The organism is Stenotrophomonas sp. TD3 (assembly GCF_001939825.1).
In the GTDB taxonomy this organism is placed as follows: domain Bacteria; phylum Pseudomonadota; class Gammaproteobacteria; order Xanthomonadales; family Xanthomonadaceae; genus Stenotrophomonas.
On sequence record NZ_MOYM01000003.1, the window covers coordinates 43,225 to 64,819 of the forward strand.

Below are 21,595 nucleotides of genomic sequence, written 5' to 3' on the forward strand. Positions count from 1 at the left end.
GTGGTCATCCGTCAGGGATCAGTCGCGCTTGCCCTTGCGCGGGACGTAGGACAGGGCTTTTTCATAAGCCGGCTGCAGCTCTTCCTGCGAACCGACGTCGATGCCCATCTCGCGCACGCGTCCGTCCTTCAGGCTGTAGACCCAGCCATGCACCATCAGCTTCTGGCCGCGGGCCCAGGCGTCCTGCACGATGGTCGAGCGGCACAGGTTGGCGACCTGCTCGATCACGTTCAGTTCGCACAGGCGCGCGTGCTTGAGCTCATCAGTCTCGATCGCATCGAGGATGCCGGTGTGCTTCTGCATCACGTCACCGACGTGGCGCAGCCAGTTGTCAGCCAGGCCGACGCGGGTGTTGTGCAGGCAGGCATGCACGCCGCCGCAGCCGTAGTGGCCGACGATCAGGATGTGCTTCACCTTCAGCTGGTCCACCGCGTACTGCACCACGCTCAGGCAGTTCAGATCGGTGTGCGCGACCACGTTGGCCACGTTGCGGTGCACGAACACTTCACCCGGCGCCATGCCGATGATCTGGTTGGCCGGCACGCGCGAATCGGAACAGCCGATCCACAGGTATTCCGGGTGCTGCTGCTTGGCCAGCTGGTGGAAGAACTCAGGGTCTTCCTTCTCGATGCGGTCGGCCCAGTCGCGGTTGTTCTGCAGCAGCTTGTGGATGTCTTTCATGTTCGGGTCCCTGGCGTCGGGTGGGGGCTCGCCGCAGCCGTCCGGCTGCGTCGTCGCGGGAATCTGGGGCGTTCAGTCGCTGCGGGCGGCCTGTTCGCGGTGCCAGCGCATCCACTGCGCCAGCTCGGTGGAATAGGGGGTGCCCAGCTGTTCCAGTTCGGCGATCACTGCGCGCTGGTTCGCATCGGGATGGTTCTGGCTCAGCTTGAGCTTCAGCTGCACGTGTTCGACCTGGAAGCGGAAGCCGACGATGGCGCGCAGCTCCGGGCCGTGTTCGGCACGCGTGGCATCGAACTGCCAGGCCTGGCCGACACTGGCTTCGAAGTGGTCGCTGATCGCACCGACGAGCTCGGCCAGTGCATCGGTTTCATCGAAGGTCTGCAACTGGCCACGCAGCTCGGCAGCAACGTAGTTCCAGGTCGGCACCCGCGCGGCGGGCTCCTTGTCCGGGTACCAGCTGGCCGAGACGTAACCGTGTGGGCCGTCGACCAGTACCTTGGCCGCGCCGCCGTGGCGCGACTGCGGGTTGGCGCGGGCCCAGTGCCCGCGCAGCTCGATACGCTCGCCATCACGCCGGTACAGCACCGGCATCCGGGTCAGTTCCGGCAGGCCATCGCTGCCGGGCGTGAGCACGGTAACGAACGGGTCGCGCGCCAGCAGGCGGTCCAGCCAGAGCAGGTCGGTCTCGGCGAAGGCGCGCGGGGTGAACATGCGAGGGTCAGGCGCGCCCGCCCAGCGACTGGATCATGCGGCCGCGCAGGCCCTCATCACTGTCAGCCTGTGGTGGCTGTACTTCGTGCAGGCTGAAACCGCGCACCAGCGCGTCTTCCTCGTCCAGGCCGTCGTACTCGACGAACTCGGCGTCGAACAGCTGCGAACGAGCGGTGTCTTCGCTGTCATAGCTCAGCGTGTTGCCATCGCTGTCGAGCACCTCGGCGGTGCCGGCCGGGCGAACGCGCAGGCGCGCCCAGATCAGGGTGTTGCCGAGGCTGGCCAGCCACCAGCTGTCGCGCGAGGCGGAGATGTCATTCATGGAGGTATTACCAGAGCGAGGCCAGCCAGAGCAGGGCAGCCATGCCCAGTCCGGTCAGCAGGGTCAGCAGCGATACCCAGGCCGGCGTCGCCAGCCCGGACAGCGAGCGGTCCGGCTGCTGGCGATAGTCGCGGCGCAACAGCCAGGCCAGGGCATCGGGCTTGAGGAAGGCGCCACTGCCGAAGCGCTCGGCGAGCGCCGGATGGCGGTCGCGCACGTGCACCAGGGTCAGCGGCCAGAAGATCACGAAGGCACTGAACCCGGCCACTGCAACGCCGACGAAACAGAGGGCGAAGAACAGGGTCATGGGGTCAGTACCTCCGTGGTCGTGTGGGGCTTAGAAGTCCGCGCTGCCCGGGGCGCGCGGGTAGGGGATCGCATCGCGGATGTTGGACAGCCCGCAGACGTACACCACCAGGCGTTCGAAGCCCAGGCCGAAGCCGGCGTGCGGCACCGAACCATAACGGCGGAAATCGCGGTACCAGCTGTAGTGCTCACGGTCCAGGCCGAACTGGGCCATGCGCGCGTCCAGCACGTCCAGGCGCTCTTCGCGCTGGCTGCCGCCGATGATCTCGCCGATGCCCGGGGCCAGCACGTCCATCGCGGCGACGGTCCTGCCGTCGTCGTTCAGGCGCATGTAGAAGGCCTTGATGTGTTCCGGATAGTTGGTCACCACCACCGGGCGGCCGACATGTTCCTCGGTCAGCCAGCGCTCGTGCTCGGTCTGCAGGTCCAGGCCCCATTCGACCGGGAAGTCGAACTTCTTGCCGGACTTCTGCAGCAGGCTGACCGCATCGGTGTAGTCGATGCGCTCGAACGGCGCGTTGATGAAGTCTTCCAGCTTGGTGACCGCGTTCTTGTCCACGCGCTCGGCGATGAAGGCCAGGTCGTCGCCACGCTCGTTCAGCACCGCGCGGAACAGGTACTTCAGGAACTCTTCGGCCAGGCGCGCGTCCTCGGCCAGGTCGGCGAAGGCGATTTCCGGCTCGATCATCCAGAACTCCGCCAGGTGGCGGGTGGTGTGGCTGTTCTCGGCGCGGAAGGTCGGGCCGAAGGTGTAGACCTTGCTCAGCGCCAGGCAGTAGGCCTCAACGTTCAGCTGGCCGGACACGGTCAGGAAGGTTTCCTTGCCGAAGAAGTCGCGGCTGAAATCGATCGCGCCCTTCTCGTCACGCGGCAGGTTCACCATGTCCAGGGTGGACACGCGGAACATCTGGCCGGCGCCTTCGGCGTCGGAGGTGGTGATGATCGGGGTGCTGATCCAGTTGAAGCCGTTCTCGTGGAAGAAGCGGTGCACGGCCTGGGCCAGGCAGTTGCGGATGCGGGTGACCGCGCCGAACAGGTTGGTGCGCGGGCGCAGGTGCGCCACTTCGCGCAGGAATTCCGGCGACATCGGCTTGGGCTGGATCGGGTAGGTGAGCGGGTCTTCGACCCAGCCGACCACTTCCAGTGCGCTGGCCTGGATCTCGAACGACTGGCCCTTGCCCTGCGACTTCACCAGGGTGCCGGTGGCGATGACCGAGCAGCCGCTGGTCAGGCGCTTGATCTCGTCGAAGTTGGCCAGGCTGTCGCCGGCCACGACCTGGATCGGGGCAAAGCAGGAGCCGTCGCTCACATTCACGAAAGCCAGATTCGCTGAACCGCGCACCGTGCGCACCCATCCGCGTACCGTGACTTCGCCGCCTTCCGGGATCTTCCCGGCAAGCGCATGTTCAACGCTGACCACCGTCATGACTTGAATCCTCTGCTGATCGACTCGATCTGTGAACACGGGAGTTTACCGGTTGCAGCGTTCTGCTTGCGAGGCATTTTTCGCGGCGACGGCTCCTTATAATGTCCCCGTACCTCTGGAGTAGCCCCATGGCCGTCAGCCTGACCCCCATTGCCTTCGAGCGCGTGCAGCGCTTCGTCGCCCAGACCCCCGGCGCGCTGGGCCTGCGTTTCGGCGTGACCAAGACCGGTTGCTCGGGCTGGGGTCATGTCACCGACCTGGCCCGCGACGAGCGCGAGGGCGATACCGTGTTCGACCAGGACGGCGTGAAGATCTACGTCGACGCCAAGAGCCTGGCGCTGGTGGACGGCACCGTGATCGACTTCGGCAAGCATGGCCTGAGCGAGACGTTCACGTTCAGCAACCCGAACGCCACCGCCGAGTGCGGCTGCGGCGAGAGCTTCACCACCGACGCCGACAAGGCCTGAGGGCCGGCCGCCGGGCATAGCCCTGCGCTGACAGGGCGTGCTCTGGTAGGTGCCGACCTTGGTCGGCACGCTGGGCTCGGCAGAGATCCCACGGATGGAACGACCGGCTTTTATCTATCACCCCAACGCCTACGCCCTCTCCTTCGAAGAAGTCGACGGGGTCTGCGACTGCTGCGGGCAACCGCGGACGCTTCGTTACCGGGGGCCGTTCTACACGCGCCTGCGTCCCGATTACCTGTGCCCCTGGTGTATCGCCGATGGAAGGGCGGCGGCCAGTTCCGAGGGGGAATTCACCGGCTGGAGCGATATCGAGGGGGTATCCCCGGATCCGGCCGATCCGCCGCCGACCATCGCCCGTGAGCTGCTGCTGGAGATCTGCGAGCGCACCCCGGGCTACTCCTCCTGGCAGCAATCGGTCTGGTTGAGCCATTGCGAACGGCCCTGCGCCTTCCTCGGCTACGCCGGTAGCGACGACCTGCTGCCGATCCTCGATCAGGTCCGGCCTGACGTGGTCGATATCAATCCGCGCGACGCCGACTGGGTGCTGGAGCATCTGAGCCGGGACGGGATGATGGTCGGCTGCCTGTTCCAGTGCCTGGAATGCGGCCAGCATCGCCTTCACGTCGATCTGGGATGAGCACGTGCCGGACATGGCCCGGCGCTCCCGTTCAGGTTGCCCGGTTCCCGCCCGGTTGCCCGGTGGCGCCGCTTGCCGCATAATGCGCGGCTTCCTGCCTTCCTGGTGGGAATCCTTGCCCCACCGCGGTCTCAACGGCGGGGGGCTGTCCGGCCGCAAGGCCACATCCGAAAGGTAGAAAAAAACATGAGTCGTCATTACGAAATCGTGTTCATGGTCCACCCGGACCAGAGCGAGCAGGTCCCGGCCATGATCGAGCGTTACAAGTCGCTGGTCGAGAACGGCAACGGCACCATCCACCGTCTGGAAGACTGGGGCCGCCGCCAGCTGGCGTACCCGATCCAGAACCTGGTGAAGGCCCACTACGTGCTGATGAACATCGAAGCCGACCAGGCCGTTCTGAACGAACTGACCGAAAGCTTCCGCTTCAACGACGCCGTGCTGCGCAACCTGGTCATCAAGCGTGACGAGGCTGACACCGAGCAGTCGCTGATCATGAAGAGCAAGGACGAGAAGGGTGACAAGCCGGAGCGCGGTGAGCGCCGTCGTCGTGACGACGAAGAAGGCGAGTCCACCACCACCGCTGACAACGAAGCCGGCGACGACGCCGCTTCCGCCGCCTAAGGAGCCTTCCCATGTCCAAGTTCTTCCGTCGCCGCAAGTTCTGCAAGTTCACGGCTGAAGGTGTGAAGGAGATCGACTACAAGGATCTCAACACCCTGCGCCAGTACCTGACCGAGAACGGCAAGATCGTGCCGAGCCGCGTCACCGGTACCAAGTCGAAGTACCAGCGTCAGCTGGCGACCGCCGTCAAGCGCGCTCGCTTCCTGGCCCTGATCCCGTACACCGACAACCACGACGTCTGATGCCCGGCGGGGCGGCCTGGTGCCGCCCCCGCTGCGCCAGCTATTCGGACAGCCTTTGTTGCGGGGCATCGCCTCGCTAACGAATAACTCATCTGGAGCAATACCATGCAGCTGATCCTCCTGCAGAAAGTCACCAACCTCGGCAACCTGGGCGACCTGGTCGACGTGAAGCCGGGCTACGGCCGTAACTTCCTCGTGCCGCAGGGCAAGGCCGTTCCGGCCACCGAGAGCAACAAGGCCGAGTTCGAAGCCAAGCGCGCCGAATACGAAGCCAAGGCCCAGGCCATCCACGCCGACGCTGACGCCCGCAAGGCCAAGCTGGAAGGCGCGAGCGTGACCATCCCGGCCAACGCTTCGACCGAAGGCAAGCTGTACGGCTCGGTCGGCGCCCGCGAAATCGCCGATGCCTTCACCGCTGCCGGCCTGCCGGTCAGCAAGAGCGAAGTCATCCTGGGCGAAGGCGCCTTCCGCAACATCGGCGAATACGACGTGCTGGTCCACCTGCACGCCGACGTCGAGACCACCGTCAAGGTCGTCGTCGTCGCCGAAGCCTGATCCCGCGCCGCAAGGCCTGGCATCACCGCAGAACGGGCGCCCGCAAGGGTGCCCGTTTTGTTTTATGGCTCCGTTTCGTGGCGTCGGGCCACGTCCGGCCGGCGGGGTGGGGCTGGACAATGTTCCACGCCCATTCGTAGAACACGGCCACATCGGTATACTCAGGGCGTCACACCCGTTCCACGGGCATCGATCCCAGCAGGATCAATGACTTGGAGGGTAAACGCAGGCCGCTTGCCGGCCCCAGTCCGGAACCCCTATGCGTCTTTCCACGATCAAGCTGTCCGGCTTCAAGTCGTTCGTCGATCCGACCACCCTGCACCTGCCGACCAACATGACCGGCGTGGTGGGGCCCAATGGCTGCGGCAAGTCGAACATCATCGACGCCGTGCGCTGGGTCATGGGCGAGAGTTCGGCCAGCCGTCTGCGTGGCGACTCGCTGACCGACGTGATCTTCTCCGGTTCCAATGCCCGCAAGCCGGTCTCGCAGGCCACCGTCGAGCTGATCTTCGACAACTCGGACCACACGATCTCGGGCGAGTACGCCTCGTTCAACGAGATCTCGGTCAAGCGCACGGTCAGCCGCGACGGCACCAGCAACTATTACCTCAACGGCACCAAGTGCCGTCGCCGCGACATCACCGATCTGTTCCTCGGCACCGGCCTGGGCCCGCGCAGCTACTCGATCATCGAGCAGGGCATGATCAGCCAGATCATCGAGGCGCGCCCGGAAGACCTGCGCGTGTACCTGGAAGAGGCGGCCGGCATCTCCAAGTACAAGGAGCGCCGCAAGGAGACCGAGACCCGCATCCGCCACACCCGCGAGAACCTGGACCGGCTGGGCGACCTGCGCGACGAGATCAGCAAGCAGCTCGAGCACCTCAAGCGCCAGGCCAAGCAGGCCGAGCAGTACCAGGCCCTGCAGGAAGAGCGCCGGGTCAAGGATGCCGAGTGGAAGGCCCTGGAGTTCCGCGGGTTGGACGGTCGCCTGTCCAAGCTGCGCGAAGGGCTGTCGCAGGAAGAGACGAAGCTGCAGCAGCTGATCGCCGACCAGCGTGACGCCGAGGCCCGCATCGAGACCTCGCGCGTTCGACGCGAAGAGGCCGCCGACGCGCTCAACACCGCGCAGGCTGCGGTCTACCAGGTCGGCAGCACGCTGGCGCGCCTGGAACAGCAGATCCAGCACCAGCGCGAGCTGTCGCAGCGCCTGCACAAGGCACGCGATGAAACCCGCCAGGCACTGGCCGAACTGGGCCAGCACATCAGCGGTGACGAGGCCAAGCTGATGGTGCTGCGCGAAGCGGTCGAGGCCGCCACCCCGCAGCTGGAGGAGCTGCAGGAAGAAAACGAGATAAAGCAGGAAAGCCTGCGCGAGGCCGAAGACCGGCTGGCCAGCTGGCAGCAGCGCTGGGAACAGCACACTTCGCAGAGTTCGGAGGCCTCGCGCGCCGGTGATGTCGAGCGCACGCGCGTGGACTACCTGGACAAGCAGATCCTCGATGCCGACCGCCGTCGCGAGGCCCTGGCCGCTGAGCGCGCCGGGCTGGACGTGGACGCGCTGGAAGAAGCTTTCGAGCAGCTGCACCTGCAGCACGACACGCAGAAGACCGCGCTGGATGAATTGAGCGAAGACGTCGAGCTGCGCAAGCAGGGCGTGGCGGAAGTGCAGGAACAGCAGCGCAATGGCCAGAACGAACTGGCCGAACTGCGCAAGCAGGCCAACGGCCTGCGCGGTCGCCTGGCTTCGCTGGAAACCCTGCAGCAGGCTGCGCTGGGCCAGGAGCAGGGCGCTGCCGTGGCGTGGCTGAAGGCGCGCGGGCTGGATTCGGCGGCGCGTGTCGGCGAACGTCTGGACGTCGATGCCGGCTGGGAAAATGCGGTGGAAAGCGCGCTTGGCCAGTTGATCGAAGGCGTGCTGGTCGATGACCCGGGCAGCCTCGTTGATGCCCTCGGCGAACTCGGCGATGGCCACATTGCGCTGGTTGCCAGCGCGGGTGCCGACGTCAAGGCTGCACCGACTTCGCTGGCGGCACGCGTGCGCGGCCCGGCGGCGATCCGTCGCCTGCTGGCGCACCTGCACGCAGCCAAGGACCTGTCCGAGGCGAAGGCCCTGCAGGCCAGCCTTCCGGAAGGCGATTCGATCATCACCCAGAGTGGCGAGCGCCTGGGCCAGGGCTGGCTGCGCGTGTCGCGCTCCGGTGCAGCCCAGCAGGGCGCGCTGCTGCGCGAACGCGAGATCAACGAGCTGCGCGAGCAGATCGAGCAGCTGCAGGATCGCGAGGCCGAGCTGGAAGAACAGCTGAGTGGTTTCCGCGAGCAGTTGCAGGCGGCTGAACAGCAGCGCGAAGACGCGCAGCGTGCGCTGTACCAGGCCCACCGTGCGGTGTCCGAGCTGGCTGGCCAGCTGCAGGGCCAGCAGGGCAAGGTGGAAGCGGCGCGTACCCGCATCGACCGCATCGAAGGCGAACTGAAGCAGCTGCAGGAAACGCTGGAAGCCAACAACGAGCAGGCGCGTGAAGCGCGCTCGCGGTTGGAGAACGCGGTCAGCAGCATGGGTGACCTGGAATCGACCCGGCAGCGGCTGGAGGGAGAGCGCCGCCAGCTGACCGAGGCCCGCGACCTGGCCCGCGACGCCGCACGTGCGGTGCGCGAGCGCTCGCATTCGCTGGCCCTGACCCTGGAATCGCAGCGTGCGCAGCTGGCTTCACTGAGCCAGGCGTTGGAGCGCATGGGTACCCAGCGCGGGCAGTTGGATTCGCGACTGGGCGAACTGCATTCGCAGCTTGACGAAGGTGATTCACCGGTCGAATCGCTGCAGGCCGAGCACCAGAATGCACTGGAAGAGCGCGTGCGGGCTGATCGCGTGCTGACCGAAGCGCGCACGTTGCTGGACGGCATCGACGCCGAGCTGCGCAATTACGAGCAGACCCGTCACCAGCGTGACGAACAGGCGCTGGCCCAGCGCGAGCGTATTTCGCAGCGCAAGCTGGACCAGCAGGCGCTGGTGCTCAGCGCGGACACCCTGCAGGGCGCGGTGGAGAAGGCCGGATTCGTGCTGCAGGACGTGCTCAACGCACTGCCCGAGGACGCCCGCCTGGGCGACTGGGAGCAGGCCGTGCACCAGATCGATGGCCGCATGCGCCGGCTGGAGCCGGTCAACCTGGCCGCCATCCACGAATACGGCGAGGCCTCGCAGCGTTCGGACTACCTGGATTCGCAGCACACCGACCTGACCACGGCGCTGGAAACCCTTGAGGATGCCATCCGCAAGATCGACCGCGAGACCCGCGGCCGCTTCAAGGACACCTTCGACCGCGTCAACGCCGGCGTGCAGGCGCTGTACCCGCGCCTGTTCGGTGGCGGCCACGCCTACCTGGAACTGACCGGTGAAGACCTGCTCGACACCGGTGTGACCATCATGGCGCGCCCGCCGGGCAAGCGCGTGTCCAGCATCTCGCTGCTGTCCGGCGGCGAGAAGGCGATGACCGCGGTGGCGCTGGTGTTCGCCATCTTCCAGCTGAACCCCGCGCCGTTCTGCCTGCTGGACGAGGTGGACGCGCCGCTGGACGAAGCCAACGTCGGCCGGCTGGCCAACATGGTCAAGGAAATGAGCGAGAAGGTGCAGTTCCTGTTCGTCAGCCACAACAAGGCGACGATGGAGGCCGCGCACCAGCTGTCGGGCGTGACCATGCGCGAGCCGGGCGTCAGCCGCCTGGTCAGCGTGGACCTGGAAGAAGCCGCGCGATTGGCGGGCGCGGCCTGACGTGCCATCCTAGTTACCTGAATGAACTAGCCGGAGAACCTATCGAATGTCCGACACGGCACTGTTGCGCATCGGCATCCTGGCCGCCGGCCTGCTGTTGATCGCCGCGATCTTCCTGTTTGGCCGTCCGAAAAAGAAGCCCCAGGGGCGCCGCGTGGAAGGCGCGGAACCGACCAGCGGCGAGCGCCGCGAACCGGTACTGGGCGAGGACGGCGTTGTCGTGGCCGATGGCCGCGTCGAACCGGGCATGGGCACGGAAGGCGAACAGGCCGAACTCGGCCTGGCCGATACCGACCCCGGTGCCAGCGATCTCGGCAAGCGCGCCACCCAGGATTTCGACAAGATCGTTTCGCTGTTCGTGGCCGCCCGGGCCGGCGAGCAGCTGCGCGGCGAAGACATCGTGGTGGCGGCCGAGAAGACCGGCCTGGTGTTCGGCCACATGAACGTGTTCCACCGTCTGGTGGAAGGCCATCCCGAGCGCGGGCCGATCTTCTCGATGGCCAGCATCATGAAGCCAGGCAGCTTCGACATGGCCAACATCCGTGCCATGGAAACCCCGGCCATCGCCTTCTTCCTGACCCTGCCGGCGCCGCTGACCGCGCTGGATGCATGGGAAAAGATGCTGCCGACCGTGCAGCGCATGGCCGAACTGCTGGATGGCGTGGTGCTGGATGACAGCCGCAACGCCCTGGGCCGCCAGCGCATCGCACACATCCGTGACGAGCTGCGCGCCTACGACCGCCAGCACCAGGCCCCGCCGCTGACCAAGACCCCGCGCTGGTAAGCGCCCAACTGTAGAGTCGAGCCATGCTCGACTCAAGCTTGGGGCGACCGACCAAGCCATCGTGACCGGGCCCTTTGTTGATAAATGCCTTTCTGTAGAGTCGAGCCATGCTCGACTTGCGGATCCCCGGGTAAGCCCCAGTCGAGCATGGCTCGACTCTACAGGGTCGACCATTCCTGACTCGCCTCTAGGGCGATCGATCTAACCACCGGCACCAGGCAAACGGATGATCGCCGAGCTGTGCCGCCAGCCCGGCGCGGACAGGATTCGCTGCGATGTACAGAGCCTGGTTTCTCAGGGATTCATCACATCGCACAGCGTGATCATGGTAACCGCGCTGCCAGAGTGGCCCGTCGATGCCTATGAGTCGGCTGCAGCGGGATTTCATCATCTGCACCGACGCGGCAAGGGTTCCTGAGCGCAGTTGCATCAACCAATGCACGTGATCTGGCATGACCGCCCATGCGAGGTTAAGGCATCGACCCTCCTGCTGAATCCACTGCAGGCCCGCTACAACGACGGCGGCCTGGTGTGGATCATCAAAGTGCCGATGGCGCTGGTGAGTGACGGTGGTGATCGCGTAGACGTTCCGCAGTTGCGACCAACGGCCTCTCAGTAGACGTGGACTGGGCATGCCTCAGCATTGGCTGGCCGAGGCAGCTTGGGTATCGCTTGAGTGCGGTCAGGCTTGTAGGGAAGGCCCCAGTCGAGCATGGCTCGACTCTACAGGGGGCCAGGTCGGCACCCACCCGGAGGGGCTTATACCGGCACGCCGGCGACCTTTGCAAACGCCCGGCGGAACGCGGCCATCTCGTCCTCGCTGCCGACGGTCACGCGCAAGCGCTGTGGCCAGATCGGCCAGCTGCGCCCGATCACCACACCGTTGTCCGCCATCGCCTTCGCGAACGTGCTGCCGTCGCGTTGCACGTCGACCACGAAGCAGTTCGCTTCCGACGGCAGGCAGCTGAAACCACGCTTGCCCAGCCATGCAATGGTGGCCTGGCGCACCCAGGCATTCTGCAGGCGCCGTTGCGGGATCAGCTGCGGGTCGCGCAGGCTGGCCAGCGCCGCCGCCAGCGCGGGCACCGGCAGCGGGTTGTCGCCCAGGCTGGCCAGCTCGCGCAGACGCTCGGGATGTGCGGCCGCCAGGCCCAGGCGCAGGCCGGCCATGCCGTACAGCTTGGAGAACGTGCGCAGCACGATCAGATCGTCGCGCTGTGTCACCTGCTCGATCAGACTGGGCTGCTCGCTGTACTGCAGGTAGGCCTCGTCGACCAGCACGCGGGTGGTAGCGGGCTTGTGGGCCAGCAGCCAGGCGAGCTCATCCGGCGGGCTGACCGAACCGGTCGGGTTGTTCGGATTGCACACGTACAGCAGCCCGGTCGGGCGCGCATGCGCGGCGGCGACCATTGCGCGCAGGTCATGCGCGCCGTCGTCGCGCAGCGGCACTTTCTGTACGTGCGCCCCGTGTGCGGCGGCGACCTCGCCGAGCGTCTCGAAGGTCGGGTCGGCCACCACCAGTCCCGCCTGCGGGCCGGTCCATAACGTGGCGGCGCGGTTCAGCGGTTCGCTGGAGCCCGGATAGAGCCGCACATGGTCGGCCGGGATGCGGGCCTGCTCGATGAAGGCATCGCGTACCTGTGCCGCCAGGGCGAAGCGGTAGCGGCCGCAGCTGGCAATGCTGTCGCGCGCCGCCTGCTGGGCAGCGGGGGAGGGGCCGTACGGGCATTCGTTGAAGTTCAGTAGTACGGCGCCTTCGGCAGGGGGCGCGGCGACGGCGGCCGCGGGTTGGGCCTGGCCGAGTTGCGGCAGGCCGCTGCTGGCGACGGCGAGGCCGGCACCGGCCAGTTGCAGGAAGCGTCGACGGGAGGCAGGCAGGGTCACGGGTGGGATTCCGAGGGGCAACCGTCTCACGCTAGCGCTGGTGGGGGTGGGCGGCAAGCTGCTTTTCGTGGAGTCGAACCATGTTCGACTACAGATGTGCCAACCAAGGTTGGCACCTGCCAGAGCGGGGGAGTGCCAGTCGAGCAAGCTCGACGCTACAAAGGCGGCGGCGTTACAGGGCCTGACGGCCGGGCGCGGTAGAATCCCCGGCCATCCCAGAACCACCGGATCCCGATGAGCCCCAGCCCCGCCGAACGCGCCGAAGACCTTCGCCGGCAGATCGCCCAGGCCAACCGCGCCTACCACGAGCTGGACGCGCCGGAAATCCCCGACGTCGACTACGACCGGATGGTGCGCGAGCTGGAAGCGCTGGAGCGCGAGCACCCGGAACTGGCCCGTGCCGACAGCCCGACCCAGCAGGTCGGTGCGCGCCCGTCCGGCCGCTTCCCCGAAGTGCGCCACGCGGTGCCGATGCTGTCGCTGTCCAATGCCTTCAGCGATGAGGAAGTGGCCGACTTCGTGCGCCGCATCGATGAACGCCTGGGCCGTCGCAGCCTGCGGTTCTCGGCCGAGCCGAAGATGGACGGCCTGGCGATCAGCCTGCGCTACGAGGACGGTCATTTCGTACTCGGCGCAACCCGCGGTGATGGCAGTACCGGCGAGGACGTGACCGCCAACCTGCGTGAGATCGGCGATGTTCCCAAGCGCCTGCACGGCAAGGACTGGCCAGACGTACTGGAGGTGCGTGGCGAGGTCTACATGGCCCGCGCCGACTTCGAGGCCTACAACGAGCGTGCGCGCCAGCAGGGCGGCAAGGTGCTGGCCAACCCGCGCAACGCGGCAGCCGGTTCACTGCGCCAGCTCGATCCGAAGATCAGTGCGCAGCGCAGGCTGAGTTTCTTCGCCTACGGCACCGGCGAAGTGCAGGGCGGCGAGCTGCCGGACACCCATTCGGGCACGCTGGCCCAGCTCGGTGCCTGGGGCTTTCCGGTCAGCGAGTTGTGCAAGGTGGTGGAAGGCACCGACGGCCTGCTGGGCTACTACCGTGACATCGGCGAGCGCCGCGATGGCCTGCCGTTTGATATCGATGGCGTGGTGTACAAGCTGGATGACCGTGCCGGCCAGCAGGCGATGGGTTTCGTTTCGCGCGCGCCGCGCTGGGCCATCGCGCACAAATTCCCGGCGCAGGAACAGAGCACTACGGTGGAGGCGATCGAGATCCAGATCGGCCGCACCGGTGCCGCCACGCCGGTTGCGCGGCTGGCGCCGGTGGCTGTGGCCGGCGTGATCGTATCCAACGCCACGCTGCACAACGCCGATCAGATCGCGCGTCTCGATGTGCGCGTTGGTGACAGCGTGATCGTGCGCCGTGCCGGTGACGTGATCCCGGAAGTGGTCAGCGTCATCCTCGACCGCCGCCCGCAGGGCACCACGCCGTGGCAGATGCCGACGCGCTGCCCGGTGTGCGGCTCGGAAATCGTGCGTGAGGAAGGTGCCGCCGCATGGCGCTGTTCGGGCGAACTGTCCTGCCCGGCGCAGCGCAAGGAGGCGATTGCCCATTTCGCTTCGCGTCGTGCGATGGATATCGACGGCCTCGGCGACAAGTACATCGAAACCCTGGTCGACGCCGGCATCGTCAGGAGCGTGGCCGATCTGTACCGGCTCAACCGCGACCAGCTGCTGCACCTGAAGCTGGTACTGGATGCCGAGGACCCTTCCGCACTGGCCGCCGCGCTGAAGCTGCACCTGCCGGCCGAAGGCAGCGGCGCGGTGCTCAATGCGGTGCTCAAGCTGGATGGCAACGATCCGGCGTGGCGCGCGCAGGCGCTGGCGCAGCCGGCCAGTTTCGAATGGAATACGAAGAAGATCGCCACCAAATGGGCCGACAACCTGATCGCGGCAATCGACGCCAGCCGCGCGGCCACGCTGGAGCGCCTGCTGTTCGCGCTTGGCATCGAGCACGTCGGCGAGAGCACGGCCAAGGCGCTGGCGCAGTGGTTCGGTGACCTGGAGCTGATCCGCCACCTGCCATGGCCGTTGTTCAAGCGCGTGCCGGACATCGGTGGCGAAGTGGCGCGTTCTCTCGGCCATTTCTTCGAGCAGCAGGGCAACCAGCAGGCCATCGATGACCTGCTGCAGGTCGGGCAGGTGCGCATCAGCGATGTGCACGCGCCCAGCGCCAAGCTGCGCGAAGGCCTGGATCTGGCGCAACTGCTGGTCGAATCGGAAATCCCCGGCATTACCCGCCTGCGTGCGGAGAAGCTGGTGGCTGCGTTGCCGGGCGCTCAGGCGGTGCTGGATGCCGAGCATGGCCAGTTCGTCAACGCCGGCCTGCCGGACGACACCGCGCGCGGATTGGCCGAGTGGCTCGATGCCGATGGCCACGGCGCGATGCTGCTGGCGGCCGAGAAGGCGATGCAGCAGATCCTGGCCAAGGCGCCGGCGCTGGCCGAGATCGTGGCCGGCCCGCTGGATGGGCAGACCGTGGTGCTGACCGGCACCCTGGCCCAGCTCACCCGCGATGCCGCCAAGGAACGCCTGGAAGCGCTGGGTGCCAAGGTCTCCGGCAGCGTGTCGAAGAAGACCAGCTTCGTGGTGGCCGGTACCGAGGCCGGCTCCAAGCTGGACAAGGCGCAATCGCTGGGCGTGCCGGTATGGGACGAAGACCGCCTGCTGGCCTACCTCACCGAACACGAATGATGACCCCGCCGGGTGCCTGGCGCCCGGCATGAAACACAGAGGAACACCGATGCAGACCGCCCCGCTGGATTTCCGCCTGGCCACCCGTGCCGACGAAGAACTGTTGATCGAGCTGATGCGTGAGTTCTACGCTGAAGACAGGATCGACTTCGATGACGCGCGCGTGCGTCGCGGCGTGGACGCGCTGCTGGCCGATCCGCGCAATGGCGAAGTGCTGCTGTGGCTGGACGAGGCGGGCGAGGTGGTTGGCTACGCGGTGATCGCGATGGGCTTCAGCCTGGAGCAGGGCGGCCATTTCATGCTGCTGGACGAGCTGTACCTGAGCCATCGCGCGCGCGGTCGTGGTCGCGGCAAGCAGGCGCTGGCCATCTGTGAACAACGCGCTCGCGGGCGTGGCGTCAGCCGCCTGCGCCTGGAAGTGAACCACCACAACGAACTGGCCCGCCGCCTGTACCTGGCCAGCGGCTACATCGACGACACGCGCGATCTGCTGACCCTGCCGCTCGACCATCCGCGCCCGGAGGGCATCCTGTGAGCGAGGCCCTGCTGCGCGCGCTGCAGCAGCGTGCCGCGCTCAATGCGCTGGTACGCCGCTTCTTCGCCGATCGCGACGTGCTGGAGGTGGAAACGCCGATCCTGTCGGTGGCAGGCAACACCGAACCGAACATCGACAGCTTCCATACCGATTTCACCGGCCATGTCGATGCCGGTGGCCGTCGTCGGTGGCTGCGCACTTCGCCGGAGTATCCGCTCAAGCGCCTGCTGGCGGCCGGCGTCGGCGACTGCTACGAGCTGGGGCGGGTGTTCCGGAACGGCGAAGCGGGTGGTCGCCACAACCCGGAATTCACCATGCTGGAGTGGTACCGGGTCGGCTGGGACCACCACCGGTTGGTGCAGGAGACCGCCGAGCTGGTCGGCCAGGCGCTGGCCCTGGTCGGACGCCGTGCAATGCTGCGTGTGCTGAGTTACCGCGAGCTGTTCCAGCAGCATGTGGGCGTGGACCCGTTCGAGGCCGACGAAGCCGCGCTGCGCGTTGCGCTTGGCGACGTGCACATCGACCCGGTCGGGTTGACCCGTGATGACTGGCTGGATCTGTTGATGACCCACCACATCCAGCCGCAGTTCGATGACGCGGTCATGACCGTGGTACATGACTGGCCGGCCAGCCAGGCCGCGCTGGCCCGCATCCGTGCCGGCACGCCGCCGCTGGCCGAGCGTTTCGAGCTGTATCTGGGCGCGGTGGAGCTGGCCAACGGCTATCACGAACTGAACGACGCGCAGGAGCAGCGCACGCGCTTCCAGCGTGACCTGCAGCGCCGACACGAACGCGGCCAGGTGCAGCCGGCGCTGGACGAAGCATTGCTGGCTGCGCTGCCCTCGATGCCGGCCTGCGCGGGTGTGGCGGTGGGCGTGGACAGGCTGCTGATGGCGATGAACCGCACGCCGCGCATCGCCGACGTGCTGGCCTATGACTTCGCCCACGCGTGACGCTCGCGTGTTGCTGAACATCGCAGGCTGAACGAAACGCGGGTTCTGTGCGCTTGCGTCGGTAAGCAGGATGATGCTCTTATCACGGCCAATGCCGGACACTGGCATGCAGTTCATCCATTCCTGCTGGGGAAGGCTTTGGTCAAGTGGTTCGCGGTTGTCGCTGCACCGGTGTACTCCATTGCGCTCTGGGGTGCCTGGCTGCCGTCGCCGGCGTCGGCCCAGCAGGTGGGCTACGACGACGAAGTGGTGACCTGCGAATCACGCGACATGGGCTGGGTGCACTGCGATATCGAGGTCGCCAACGGCGTCGATCTGGTGCGCCAGCTGTCCAGCAACAGCTGCATCCGTGGCAGCGAGTGGGGCACCGACCGCAGCGGCGTGTGGGTCACCCTGGGCTGTCGTGCCGAGTTCCGCGCGCGCCGTGCCGCGGGTGCCGCACCGGCAGCGAGCGAAGGCAAGCGCCTGGTGCGCCGCGTGGTGCGCTGTGAATCCAATGGCCGCCCGCAGAGTTGCCCGGTACGACTCGATGGCGCGCCGGTGCGCCTGCTGCGCCAGTTGTCGGTGCTGCCGTGCCGCGAAGGGCAGGGTTGGGGCTACAAGCGCAATGAAGTCTGGACCAGTCGTGGCTGCCAGGGCGACTTCGAGGTGGCCGATGATGATGGCCGCTTCGTCGACATGCCGCGCCGCCTGACCTGCGAATCGAAGTCGAAGAAGCGGCGCTTCTGCGGTGCCAGCATCTCGGTTGGTGCCGTGGTCTCCGAGCAGCTGTCCAGCACGCCCTGCGAGGAAGGCAGCACCTGGGGCTGGAACCGCAACGGGATCTGGGTGGACGGCGGCTGCCGCGCCGAATTCTCGGTGAATTGAGCCCGGGCAGGCTCCAACCCTGCGGGGCGTGGCCCTACAATGGGGCCATGAACACTGCCCCTGACATCGACTACGCCCGTTACGACCACATCCGCCCGATCCTGTGGACCGGCGATGCCCTGCAACTGCTGGACCAGCGCAAGCTGCCGTTCGTGGTCGAGCACGTGGTCTGTCATGACAGCGACGAGGTTGCCAGCGCCATCCACGCGCTGACCGTGCGTGGCGCGCCGGCGATCGGCATTGCTGCAGCCTGGGGCGTGGTGCTGGCCGCACGCGAGGTGCAGGCCGCAGACGGTGCGCACGCCCTGCAGCAGCTGGAACCGGCCCTGCAGCGCCTCAACGCATCGCGCCCGACTGCGGTCAACCTGGCCTGGGCGCTGGCACGCATGCGCCGTTGCCTGAACGCCGCTGGCGCCGATTGGAAGGCGTTGCTGGAATCGGAAGCGCAGGCCATCGCCGAGGAAGACCTGGCCGCCAACCGCCACATGGGCGCACTGGGCGCAGGCCTGATCGAGGCCGGCAGTGGCGTGCTGACCCACTGCAATACCGGCTCGCTGGCCACTGCAGGCTTCGGTACCGCGCTGGGCGTGATCCGCGCCGGCATGGCCCAGCACCGCATCGCCCGCGTGTTCGCCGGCGAGACCCGGCCGTGGCTGCAGGGTGCACGCCTGACCGTGTGGGAGCTGCAGCAGGATGGCATCGATGCCACCCTGATCGCCGATTCGGCTGCCTCGCACCTGATGAAGACCGGCGCCGTGCAGTGGGTGATCGTGGGCGCGGACCGCATCTGCGCCAATGGCGATACCGCCAACAAGATCGGCACCTACCAGCTGGCCATCGCCGCCCGCCACCACGGTGTCAGGTTCATGGTGGTGGCGCCGTCCTCGACCGTGGACATGGAGACCGTGGACGGCAGCCAGATCGAGATCGAGCAGCGCGACCCGGGTGAGCTGTACGGCGTGGGTGGCACCCGTACCGTCGCCGAGGGCATTGCCGCCTGGAACCCGGTGTTCGACGTCACCCCGGGCGAGCTGATCGACGCCATCGTGACCGAGCGCGGGGTCATCCTGAACCCGACCGCCGAGAACATGCGCGCCGCCTTCGGCGGTTGAAGCGCAGGGGAGGGGCGGCGTGACCTCCGCCCCCGGTAGTGCCGGCCGCTGGCCGGCAACCCCCTAAGTTCCTGATTTGTGCCGGTAAAATCCCCGTAAAGGGAGGCGGAAAACGGCCTGTTGTGGTAGTATCCACAGGTTGAATCGAGGTTCCGGCACGACCCCCTCCCGCAGAGGGCTGCGCCGGACTGGACCGCTACCAGACAACGGAACCCGAATGGCAGAAACCGCCAAGGAAATCATCCAGGTCAACCTGGAAGACGAGATGCGCAAGAGCTACCTTGATTACGCCATGAGCGTGATCGTGGGCCGCGCGCTGCCGGATGCGCGCGACGGCCTCAAGCCGGTGCATCGCCGCGTGCTGTACGCGATGAACGAACTCAACGCGCACAGCAACAAGCCCTACTTCAAGTCGGCGCGTATCGTCGGTGACGTCATCGGTAAGTACCACCCGCATGGCGATCAGTCGGTGTACGACACGCTGGTGCGTCTGGCACAGCCGTTCTCGCTGCGCTACATGCTGGTCGACGGCCAGGGTAACTTCGGTTCGATCGACGGCGACTCCGCCGCAGCGATGCGATACACCGAGGCGCGCATGTCGCGCCTGGCGCATGAGCTGATGGCGGACATCGACAAGGAAACCGTCGATTTCCAGCCCAACTACGATGAAAAGGAACTGGAGCCGACGGTCATGCCGACCCGGTTCCCGAACCTGCTGGTCAATGGCTCGGCCGGTATCGCGGTGGGCATGGCGACCAACATCCCGCCGCACAACCTGAGCGAATCGATCAACGCCTGCATCGCGCTGATCGACAACCCGGACATCGATGTCGACGGCCTGATGGAATACATCCCGGGCCCGGACTTCCCGACTGCCGGCATCATCAATGGCACCGCCGGCATCGTCGCCGGCTACCGCACCGGCCGTGGCCGCGTGCGCATCCGTGCCAAGGCCGATATCGAAGTGGCCGACAACGGCCGCGAATCGATCATCGTCACTGAAATTCCTTACCAGGTGAACAAGGCGCGTCTGATCGAGAAGATCGCCGAGCTGGTCAAGGAAAAGAAGATCGAAGGCATCAGCGAGCTGCGCGATGAGTCCGACAAGGACGGCATGCGCATCTACATCGAGATCAAGCGCGGTGAATCTGCCGAGGTTGTGCTGAACAACCTGTACCAGCAGACCCAGATGGAATCGGTGTTTGGCATCAACATGGTGGCGCTGGTCGATGGCCGCCCGCAGTTGATGAACCTCAAGCAGATGCTGGAGGCGTTCGTCCGCCACCGTCGCGAAGTGGTCACCCGCCGCACCGTGTTCGAGCTGCGCAAGGCGCGCGCCCGTGCCCACGTGCTGGAAGGCCTGACCGTTGCGCTGGCCAACATCGACGAGATGATCGAACTGATCAAGACCTCGCCGAACCCGAACGAAGCCCGCGAGCGCATGCTGGCACGCGTGTGGGAGCCGGGCCTGGTCGGTGCGATGCTGGGTGCGGCTGGTGCCGAAGCCTCGCGTCCGGAAGACCTGCCCAAGGGCGTGGGCCTGATCGAGGGCGGCTACCAGCTGACCGAGATCCAGGCCACCCAGATCCTGGAAATGCGCCTGCACCGCCTGACCGGGCTGGAGCAGGACCGCCTGACCGACGAGTACAAGCAGCTGCTGGAAGTGATCGCCGGGCTGATCCACATCCTGGAAGATCCCGACCGCCTGCTGCAGGTGATCCGCGAGGAGCTGGTCAACGTCAAGGCCGAATTCGGCGACGAACGTCGTACCGAAATCCGCCACAGCGAAGAAGACCTGGACATCCTCGACCTGATCGCGCCGGAAGACGTGGTGGTCACCGTGTCGCATGCCGGTTACGTGAAGCGGCAGCCGGTGAGCGTGTACCGCGCACAGCGCCGTGGTGGCCGTGGCCGCAGTGCGGCGGCGACCAAGGAAGAGGATTTCATCGAACAGCTGTGGCTGGTCAACACGCACGACACGCTGCTGACCTTCACCAGCTCGGGCAAGGTGTTCTGGCTGCCGGTCTACCAGCTGCCCGAAGCCGGTTCCAACGCCCGCGGTCGTCCGATCATCAACTGGATCCCGCTGGAACCCGGCGAACGCGTGCAGGCCGTGCTGCCGGTGCGTGAGTACGCCGACGGCCAGTTCGTGTTCTTCGCCACCAAGAACGGTACGGTCAAGAAGACCCCGCTGAGCGAGTTCGCCTTCCGCCTGGCCCGCGGCAAGATCGCGATCAACCTCGACGAGGGCGATGCCCTGGTCGGTGTTGGCCTGACCGATGGCGAGCGTGACATCCTGCTGTTCGCCTCCAACGGCAAGACCGTGCGCTTCGGTGAAGACAAGGTCCGCTCGATGGGCCGTACCGCCACCGGCGTGCGCGGCATCAAGATGCCGGCCGGCGAGGAAGTGGTCAGCCTGATCGTGGCCGAAAGTGCCGGTGGCATCGAGGACGAGAACGAGGACGACAACGGTGTCGAGGAAGCCGTCGCCAATGGCGATGCGGTGATCGACGGCGCCGATGACGCCAGCGTGCAGTACATCCTCACCGCCACCGAGAACGGCTACGGCAAGCGCACCCCGCTGCCGGACTACCCGCGCAAGGGTCGTGGTACGCAGGGCGTGATCGGCATCCAGACCACCGAGCGCAACGGCAAGCTGGTCGCCGCAGTGCTGATGGGGTCGGGCGACGAAGTCCTGCTGATCTCCGATGGCGGCACCCTGGTGCGTACGCGTGGCTCGGAAATCAGCCGCGTCGGCCGCAACACCCAGGGCGTGACCCTGATCCGCCTGTCCAAGGACGAGAAGCTGCAGGCGGTGGAGCGCATGGACGCCTCGATCGACGAGGACGAGGACGAGGTGGCAGTGGCCGCCCCGGCCACGACCACGACCGATGGCGCCCCGGCGGCTGCCAGCAGCGAGGACGCCGCACAGGAGTGATCCTGCCGCGAGCCTGAGGTACCCGACGACGCCGGCCCTGTGCCGGCGTCGTCGTATCCGGATGCCGCACATACGCGCGCGCTTCACG

Annotated in this window: 20 protein-coding genes; 13 read left to right on the top strand and 7 right to left on the bottom strand. The window is 66.7% G+C overall.

Annotated elements, in window-relative coordinates; all coding sequences use genetic code 11:
- Window positions 1-18 precede the first annotated feature (18 nt).
- From can to asnS, 5 genes are all read right to left on the bottom strand, one after another.
- The gene (gene can / locus BKE09_RS19520; RefSeq protein ID WP_014037740.1) at window positions 19-681 is read right to left on the bottom strand and encodes a carbonate dehydratase; all 663 of its coding nucleotides are present in this window, start codon (window positions 679-681) and stop codon (window positions 19-21) included.
- 72 nt (window positions 682-753) lie between these two features.
- Window positions 754-1,392 (bottom strand): FMN-binding negative transcriptional regulator, encoded by a 639-nt coding sequence (locus BKE09_RS19525; RefSeq protein ID WP_075677420.1) that lies wholly within the window; start codon window positions 1,390-1,392, stop codon window positions 754-756.
- Window positions 1,393-1,399: 7 nt separating this feature from the next.
- The gene (locus tag BKE09_RS19530) at window positions 1,400-1,714 is read right to left on the bottom strand and encodes a hypothetical protein (RefSeq protein WP_014037738.1); all 315 of its coding nucleotides are present in this window, start codon (window positions 1,712-1,714) and stop codon (window positions 1,400-1,402) included.
- Between the two features lie 7 nt (window positions 1,715-1,721).
- Window positions 1,722-2,021 carry a hypothetical protein gene (locus BKE09_RS19535; RefSeq protein WP_014037737.1) on the bottom strand — a complete coding sequence of 100 codons (300 nt, stop codon included), beginning with the start codon at window positions 2,019-2,021 and terminating at the stop codon, window positions 1,722-1,724.
- A 30-nt stretch (window positions 2,022-2,051) separates the two neighbouring features.
- Entirely contained in the window at window positions 2,052-3,446 is a 1,395-nt protein-coding gene (gene asnS, locus BKE09_RS19540; RefSeq protein ID WP_075677422.1) for an asparagine--tRNA ligase, read from the bottom strand.
- Between the two features lie 128 nt (window positions 3,447-3,574).
- On the opposite strand from asnS, the gene BKE09_RS19545 reads away from it, so the two are divergent.
- From BKE09_RS19545 to zipA, 7 genes are all read left to right on the top strand, one after another.
- On the top strand, window positions 3,575-3,913 hold the full coding sequence (locus tag BKE09_RS19545; RefSeq protein WP_006452998.1) for an iron-sulfur cluster assembly accessory protein: 339 nt from the start codon (window positions 3,575-3,577) through the stop codon (window positions 3,911-3,913).
- A gap of 94 nt (window positions 3,914-4,007) precedes the next feature.
- On the top strand, window positions 4,008-4,550 hold the full coding sequence (locus tag BKE09_RS19550; protein WP_075678316.1) for a CbrC family protein: 543 nt from the start codon (window positions 4,008-4,010) through the stop codon (window positions 4,548-4,550).
- Between the two features lie 186 nt (window positions 4,551-4,736).
- Window positions 4,737-5,174: a 30S ribosomal protein S6 gene (gene rpsF, locus BKE09_RS19555; protein WP_006452997.1), complete on the top strand. Its 438-nt coding sequence runs from the start codon at window positions 4,737-4,739 to the stop codon at window positions 5,172-5,174.
- An 11-nt stretch (window positions 5,175-5,185) separates the two neighbouring features.
- Window positions 5,186-5,416: a 30S ribosomal protein S18 gene (rpsR, locus tag BKE09_RS19560; RefSeq protein WP_002804494.1), complete on the top strand. Its 231-nt coding sequence runs from the start codon at window positions 5,186-5,188 to the stop codon at window positions 5,414-5,416.
- Between the two features lie 105 nt (window positions 5,417-5,521).
- Complete coding sequence (gene rplI / locus BKE09_RS19565; protein WP_014037734.1) at window positions 5,522-5,971, top strand: 50S ribosomal protein L9; 450 nt, start codon at window positions 5,522-5,524, stop codon at window positions 5,969-5,971.
- A 259-nt stretch (window positions 5,972-6,230) separates the two neighbouring features.
- Window positions 6,231-9,734, top strand: coding sequence for a chromosome segregation protein SMC (gene smc / locus BKE09_RS19570; RefSeq protein WP_075677423.1), 3,504 nt, complete (start codon window positions 6,231-6,233; stop codon window positions 9,732-9,734).
- Window positions 9,735-9,780: 46 nt separating this feature from the next.
- Window positions 9,781-10,518, top strand: a complete 738-nt coding sequence (gene zipA, locus BKE09_RS19575) for a cell division protein ZipA (RefSeq protein ID WP_075677425.1) — start codon at window positions 9,781-9,783, stop codon at window positions 10,516-10,518.
- A 187-nt stretch (window positions 10,519-10,705) separates the two neighbouring features.
- Here the strand turns inward: zipA and BKE09_RS19580 are convergent, their stop codons facing one another.
- On the bottom strand, window positions 10,706-11,152 hold the full coding sequence (locus BKE09_RS19580; RefSeq protein ID WP_014037731.1) for a transposase: 447 nt from the start codon (window positions 11,150-11,152) through the stop codon (window positions 10,706-10,708).
- Between the two features lie 125 nt (window positions 11,153-11,277).
- Window positions 11,278-12,402 carry a pyridoxal phosphate-dependent aminotransferase gene (locus BKE09_RS19585; protein ID WP_075677427.1) on the bottom strand — a complete coding sequence of 375 codons (1,125 nt, stop codon included), beginning with the start codon at window positions 12,400-12,402 and terminating at the stop codon, window positions 11,278-11,280.
- Between the two features lie 228 nt (window positions 12,403-12,630).
- Here BKE09_RS19585 and ligA point away from each other — a divergent pair, with 228 nt between their 5' ends.
- The 6 genes from ligA to gyrA all read left to right on the top strand — a co-directional run bounded on the left by ligA (window position 12,631) and on the right by gyrA (window position 21,507).
- The gene (ligA, locus tag BKE09_RS19590; RefSeq protein WP_170871785.1) at window positions 12,631-15,102 is read left to right on the top strand and encodes an NAD-dependent DNA ligase LigA; all 2,472 of its coding nucleotides are present in this window, start codon (window positions 12,631-12,633) and stop codon (window positions 15,100-15,102) included.
- Between the two features lie 49 nt (window positions 15,103-15,151).
- Complete coding sequence (locus tag BKE09_RS19595) at window positions 15,152-15,637, top strand: GNAT family N-acetyltransferase (protein WP_014037728.1); 486 nt, start codon at window positions 15,152-15,154, stop codon at window positions 15,635-15,637.
- Complete coding sequence (epmA, locus tag BKE09_RS19600) at window positions 15,634-16,590, top strand: EF-P lysine aminoacylase EpmA (RefSeq protein ID WP_075677431.1); 957 nt, start codon at window positions 15,634-15,636, stop codon at window positions 16,588-16,590. The genes BKE09_RS19595 and epmA overlap by 4 nt, the downstream gene beginning before the upstream one ends.
- Before the next feature lie 138 nt (window positions 16,591-16,728).
- Window positions 16,729-17,457 carry a DUF3011 domain-containing protein gene (locus BKE09_RS19605; RefSeq protein ID WP_075677433.1) on the top strand — a complete coding sequence of 243 codons (729 nt, stop codon included), beginning with the start codon at window positions 16,729-16,731 and terminating at the stop codon, window positions 17,455-17,457.
- Between the two features lie 47 nt (window positions 17,458-17,504).
- Window positions 17,505-18,569: an S-methyl-5-thioribose-1-phosphate isomerase gene (gene mtnA, locus BKE09_RS19610; RefSeq protein WP_075677435.1), complete on the top strand. Its 1,065-nt coding sequence runs from the start codon at window positions 17,505-17,507 to the stop codon at window positions 18,567-18,569.
- Between the two features lie 217 nt (window positions 18,570-18,786).
- Window positions 18,787-21,507: a DNA gyrase subunit A gene (gene gyrA, locus BKE09_RS19615; RefSeq protein ID WP_014037724.1), complete on the top strand. Its 2,721-nt coding sequence runs from the start codon at window positions 18,787-18,789 to the stop codon at window positions 21,505-21,507.
- Window positions 21,508-21,595: the final 88 nt, after the last annotated feature.

Bases quoted from the DNA above. Each gene is read 5' to 3' on its own strand.
- smc (WP_075677423.1), top strand. From the start codon at position 6,231: ATGCGTCTTTCCACGATCAAGCTGTCCGGCTTCAAGTCGTTCGTCGAT.
- rplI (WP_014037734.1), top strand. From the start codon at position 5,522: ATGCAGCTGATCCTCCTGCAGAAAGTCACCAACCTCGGCAACCTGGGC.
- BKE09_RS19550 (WP_075678316.1), top strand. From the start codon at position 4,008: ATGGAACGACCGGCTTTTATCTATCACCCCAACGCCTACGCCCTCTCC.
- BKE09_RS19535 (WP_014037737.1), bottom strand. From the start codon at position 2,021: ATGACCCTGTTCTTCGCCCTCTGTTTCGTCGGCGTTGCAGTGGCCGGG.
- rpsR (WP_002804494.1), top strand. From the start codon at position 5,186: ATGTCCAAGTTCTTCCGTCGCCGCAAGTTCTGCAAGTTCACGGCTGAA.
- mtnA (WP_075677435.1), top strand. From the start codon at position 17,505: ATGAACACTGCCCCTGACATCGACTACGCCCGTTACGACCACATCCGC.
- can (WP_014037740.1), bottom strand. From the start codon at position 681: ATGAAAGACATCCACAAGCTGCTGCAGAACAACCGCGACTGGGCCGAC.
- BKE09_RS19525 (WP_075677420.1), bottom strand. From the start codon at position 1,392: ATGTTCACCCCGCGCGCCTTCGCCGAGACCGACCTGCTCTGGCTGGAC.
- gyrA (WP_014037724.1), top strand. From the start codon at position 18,787: ATGGCAGAAACCGCCAAGGAAATCATCCAGGTCAACCTGGAAGACGAG.
- BKE09_RS19595 (WP_014037728.1), top strand. From the start codon at position 15,152: ATGCAGACCGCCCCGCTGGATTTCCGCCTGGCCACCCGTGCCGACGAA.
- asnS (WP_075677422.1), bottom strand. From the start codon at position 3,446: ATGACGGTGGTCAGCGTTGAACATGCGCTTGCCGGGAAGATCCCGGAA.
- BKE09_RS19530 (WP_014037738.1), bottom strand. From the start codon at position 1,714: ATGAATGACATCTCCGCCTCGCGCGACAGCTGGTGGCTGGCCAGCCTC.
- rpsF (WP_006452997.1), top strand. From the start codon at position 4,737: ATGAGTCGTCATTACGAAATCGTGTTCATGGTCCACCCGGACCAGAGC.
- BKE09_RS19580 (WP_014037731.1), bottom strand. From the start codon at position 11,152: ATGCCCAGTCCACGTCTACTGAGAGGCCGTTGGTCGCAACTGCGGAAC.
- BKE09_RS19545 (WP_006452998.1), top strand. From the start codon at position 3,575: ATGGCCGTCAGCCTGACCCCCATTGCCTTCGAGCGCGTGCAGCGCTTC.
- zipA (WP_075677425.1), top strand. From the start codon at position 9,781: ATGTCCGACACGGCACTGTTGCGCATCGGCATCCTGGCCGCCGGCCTG.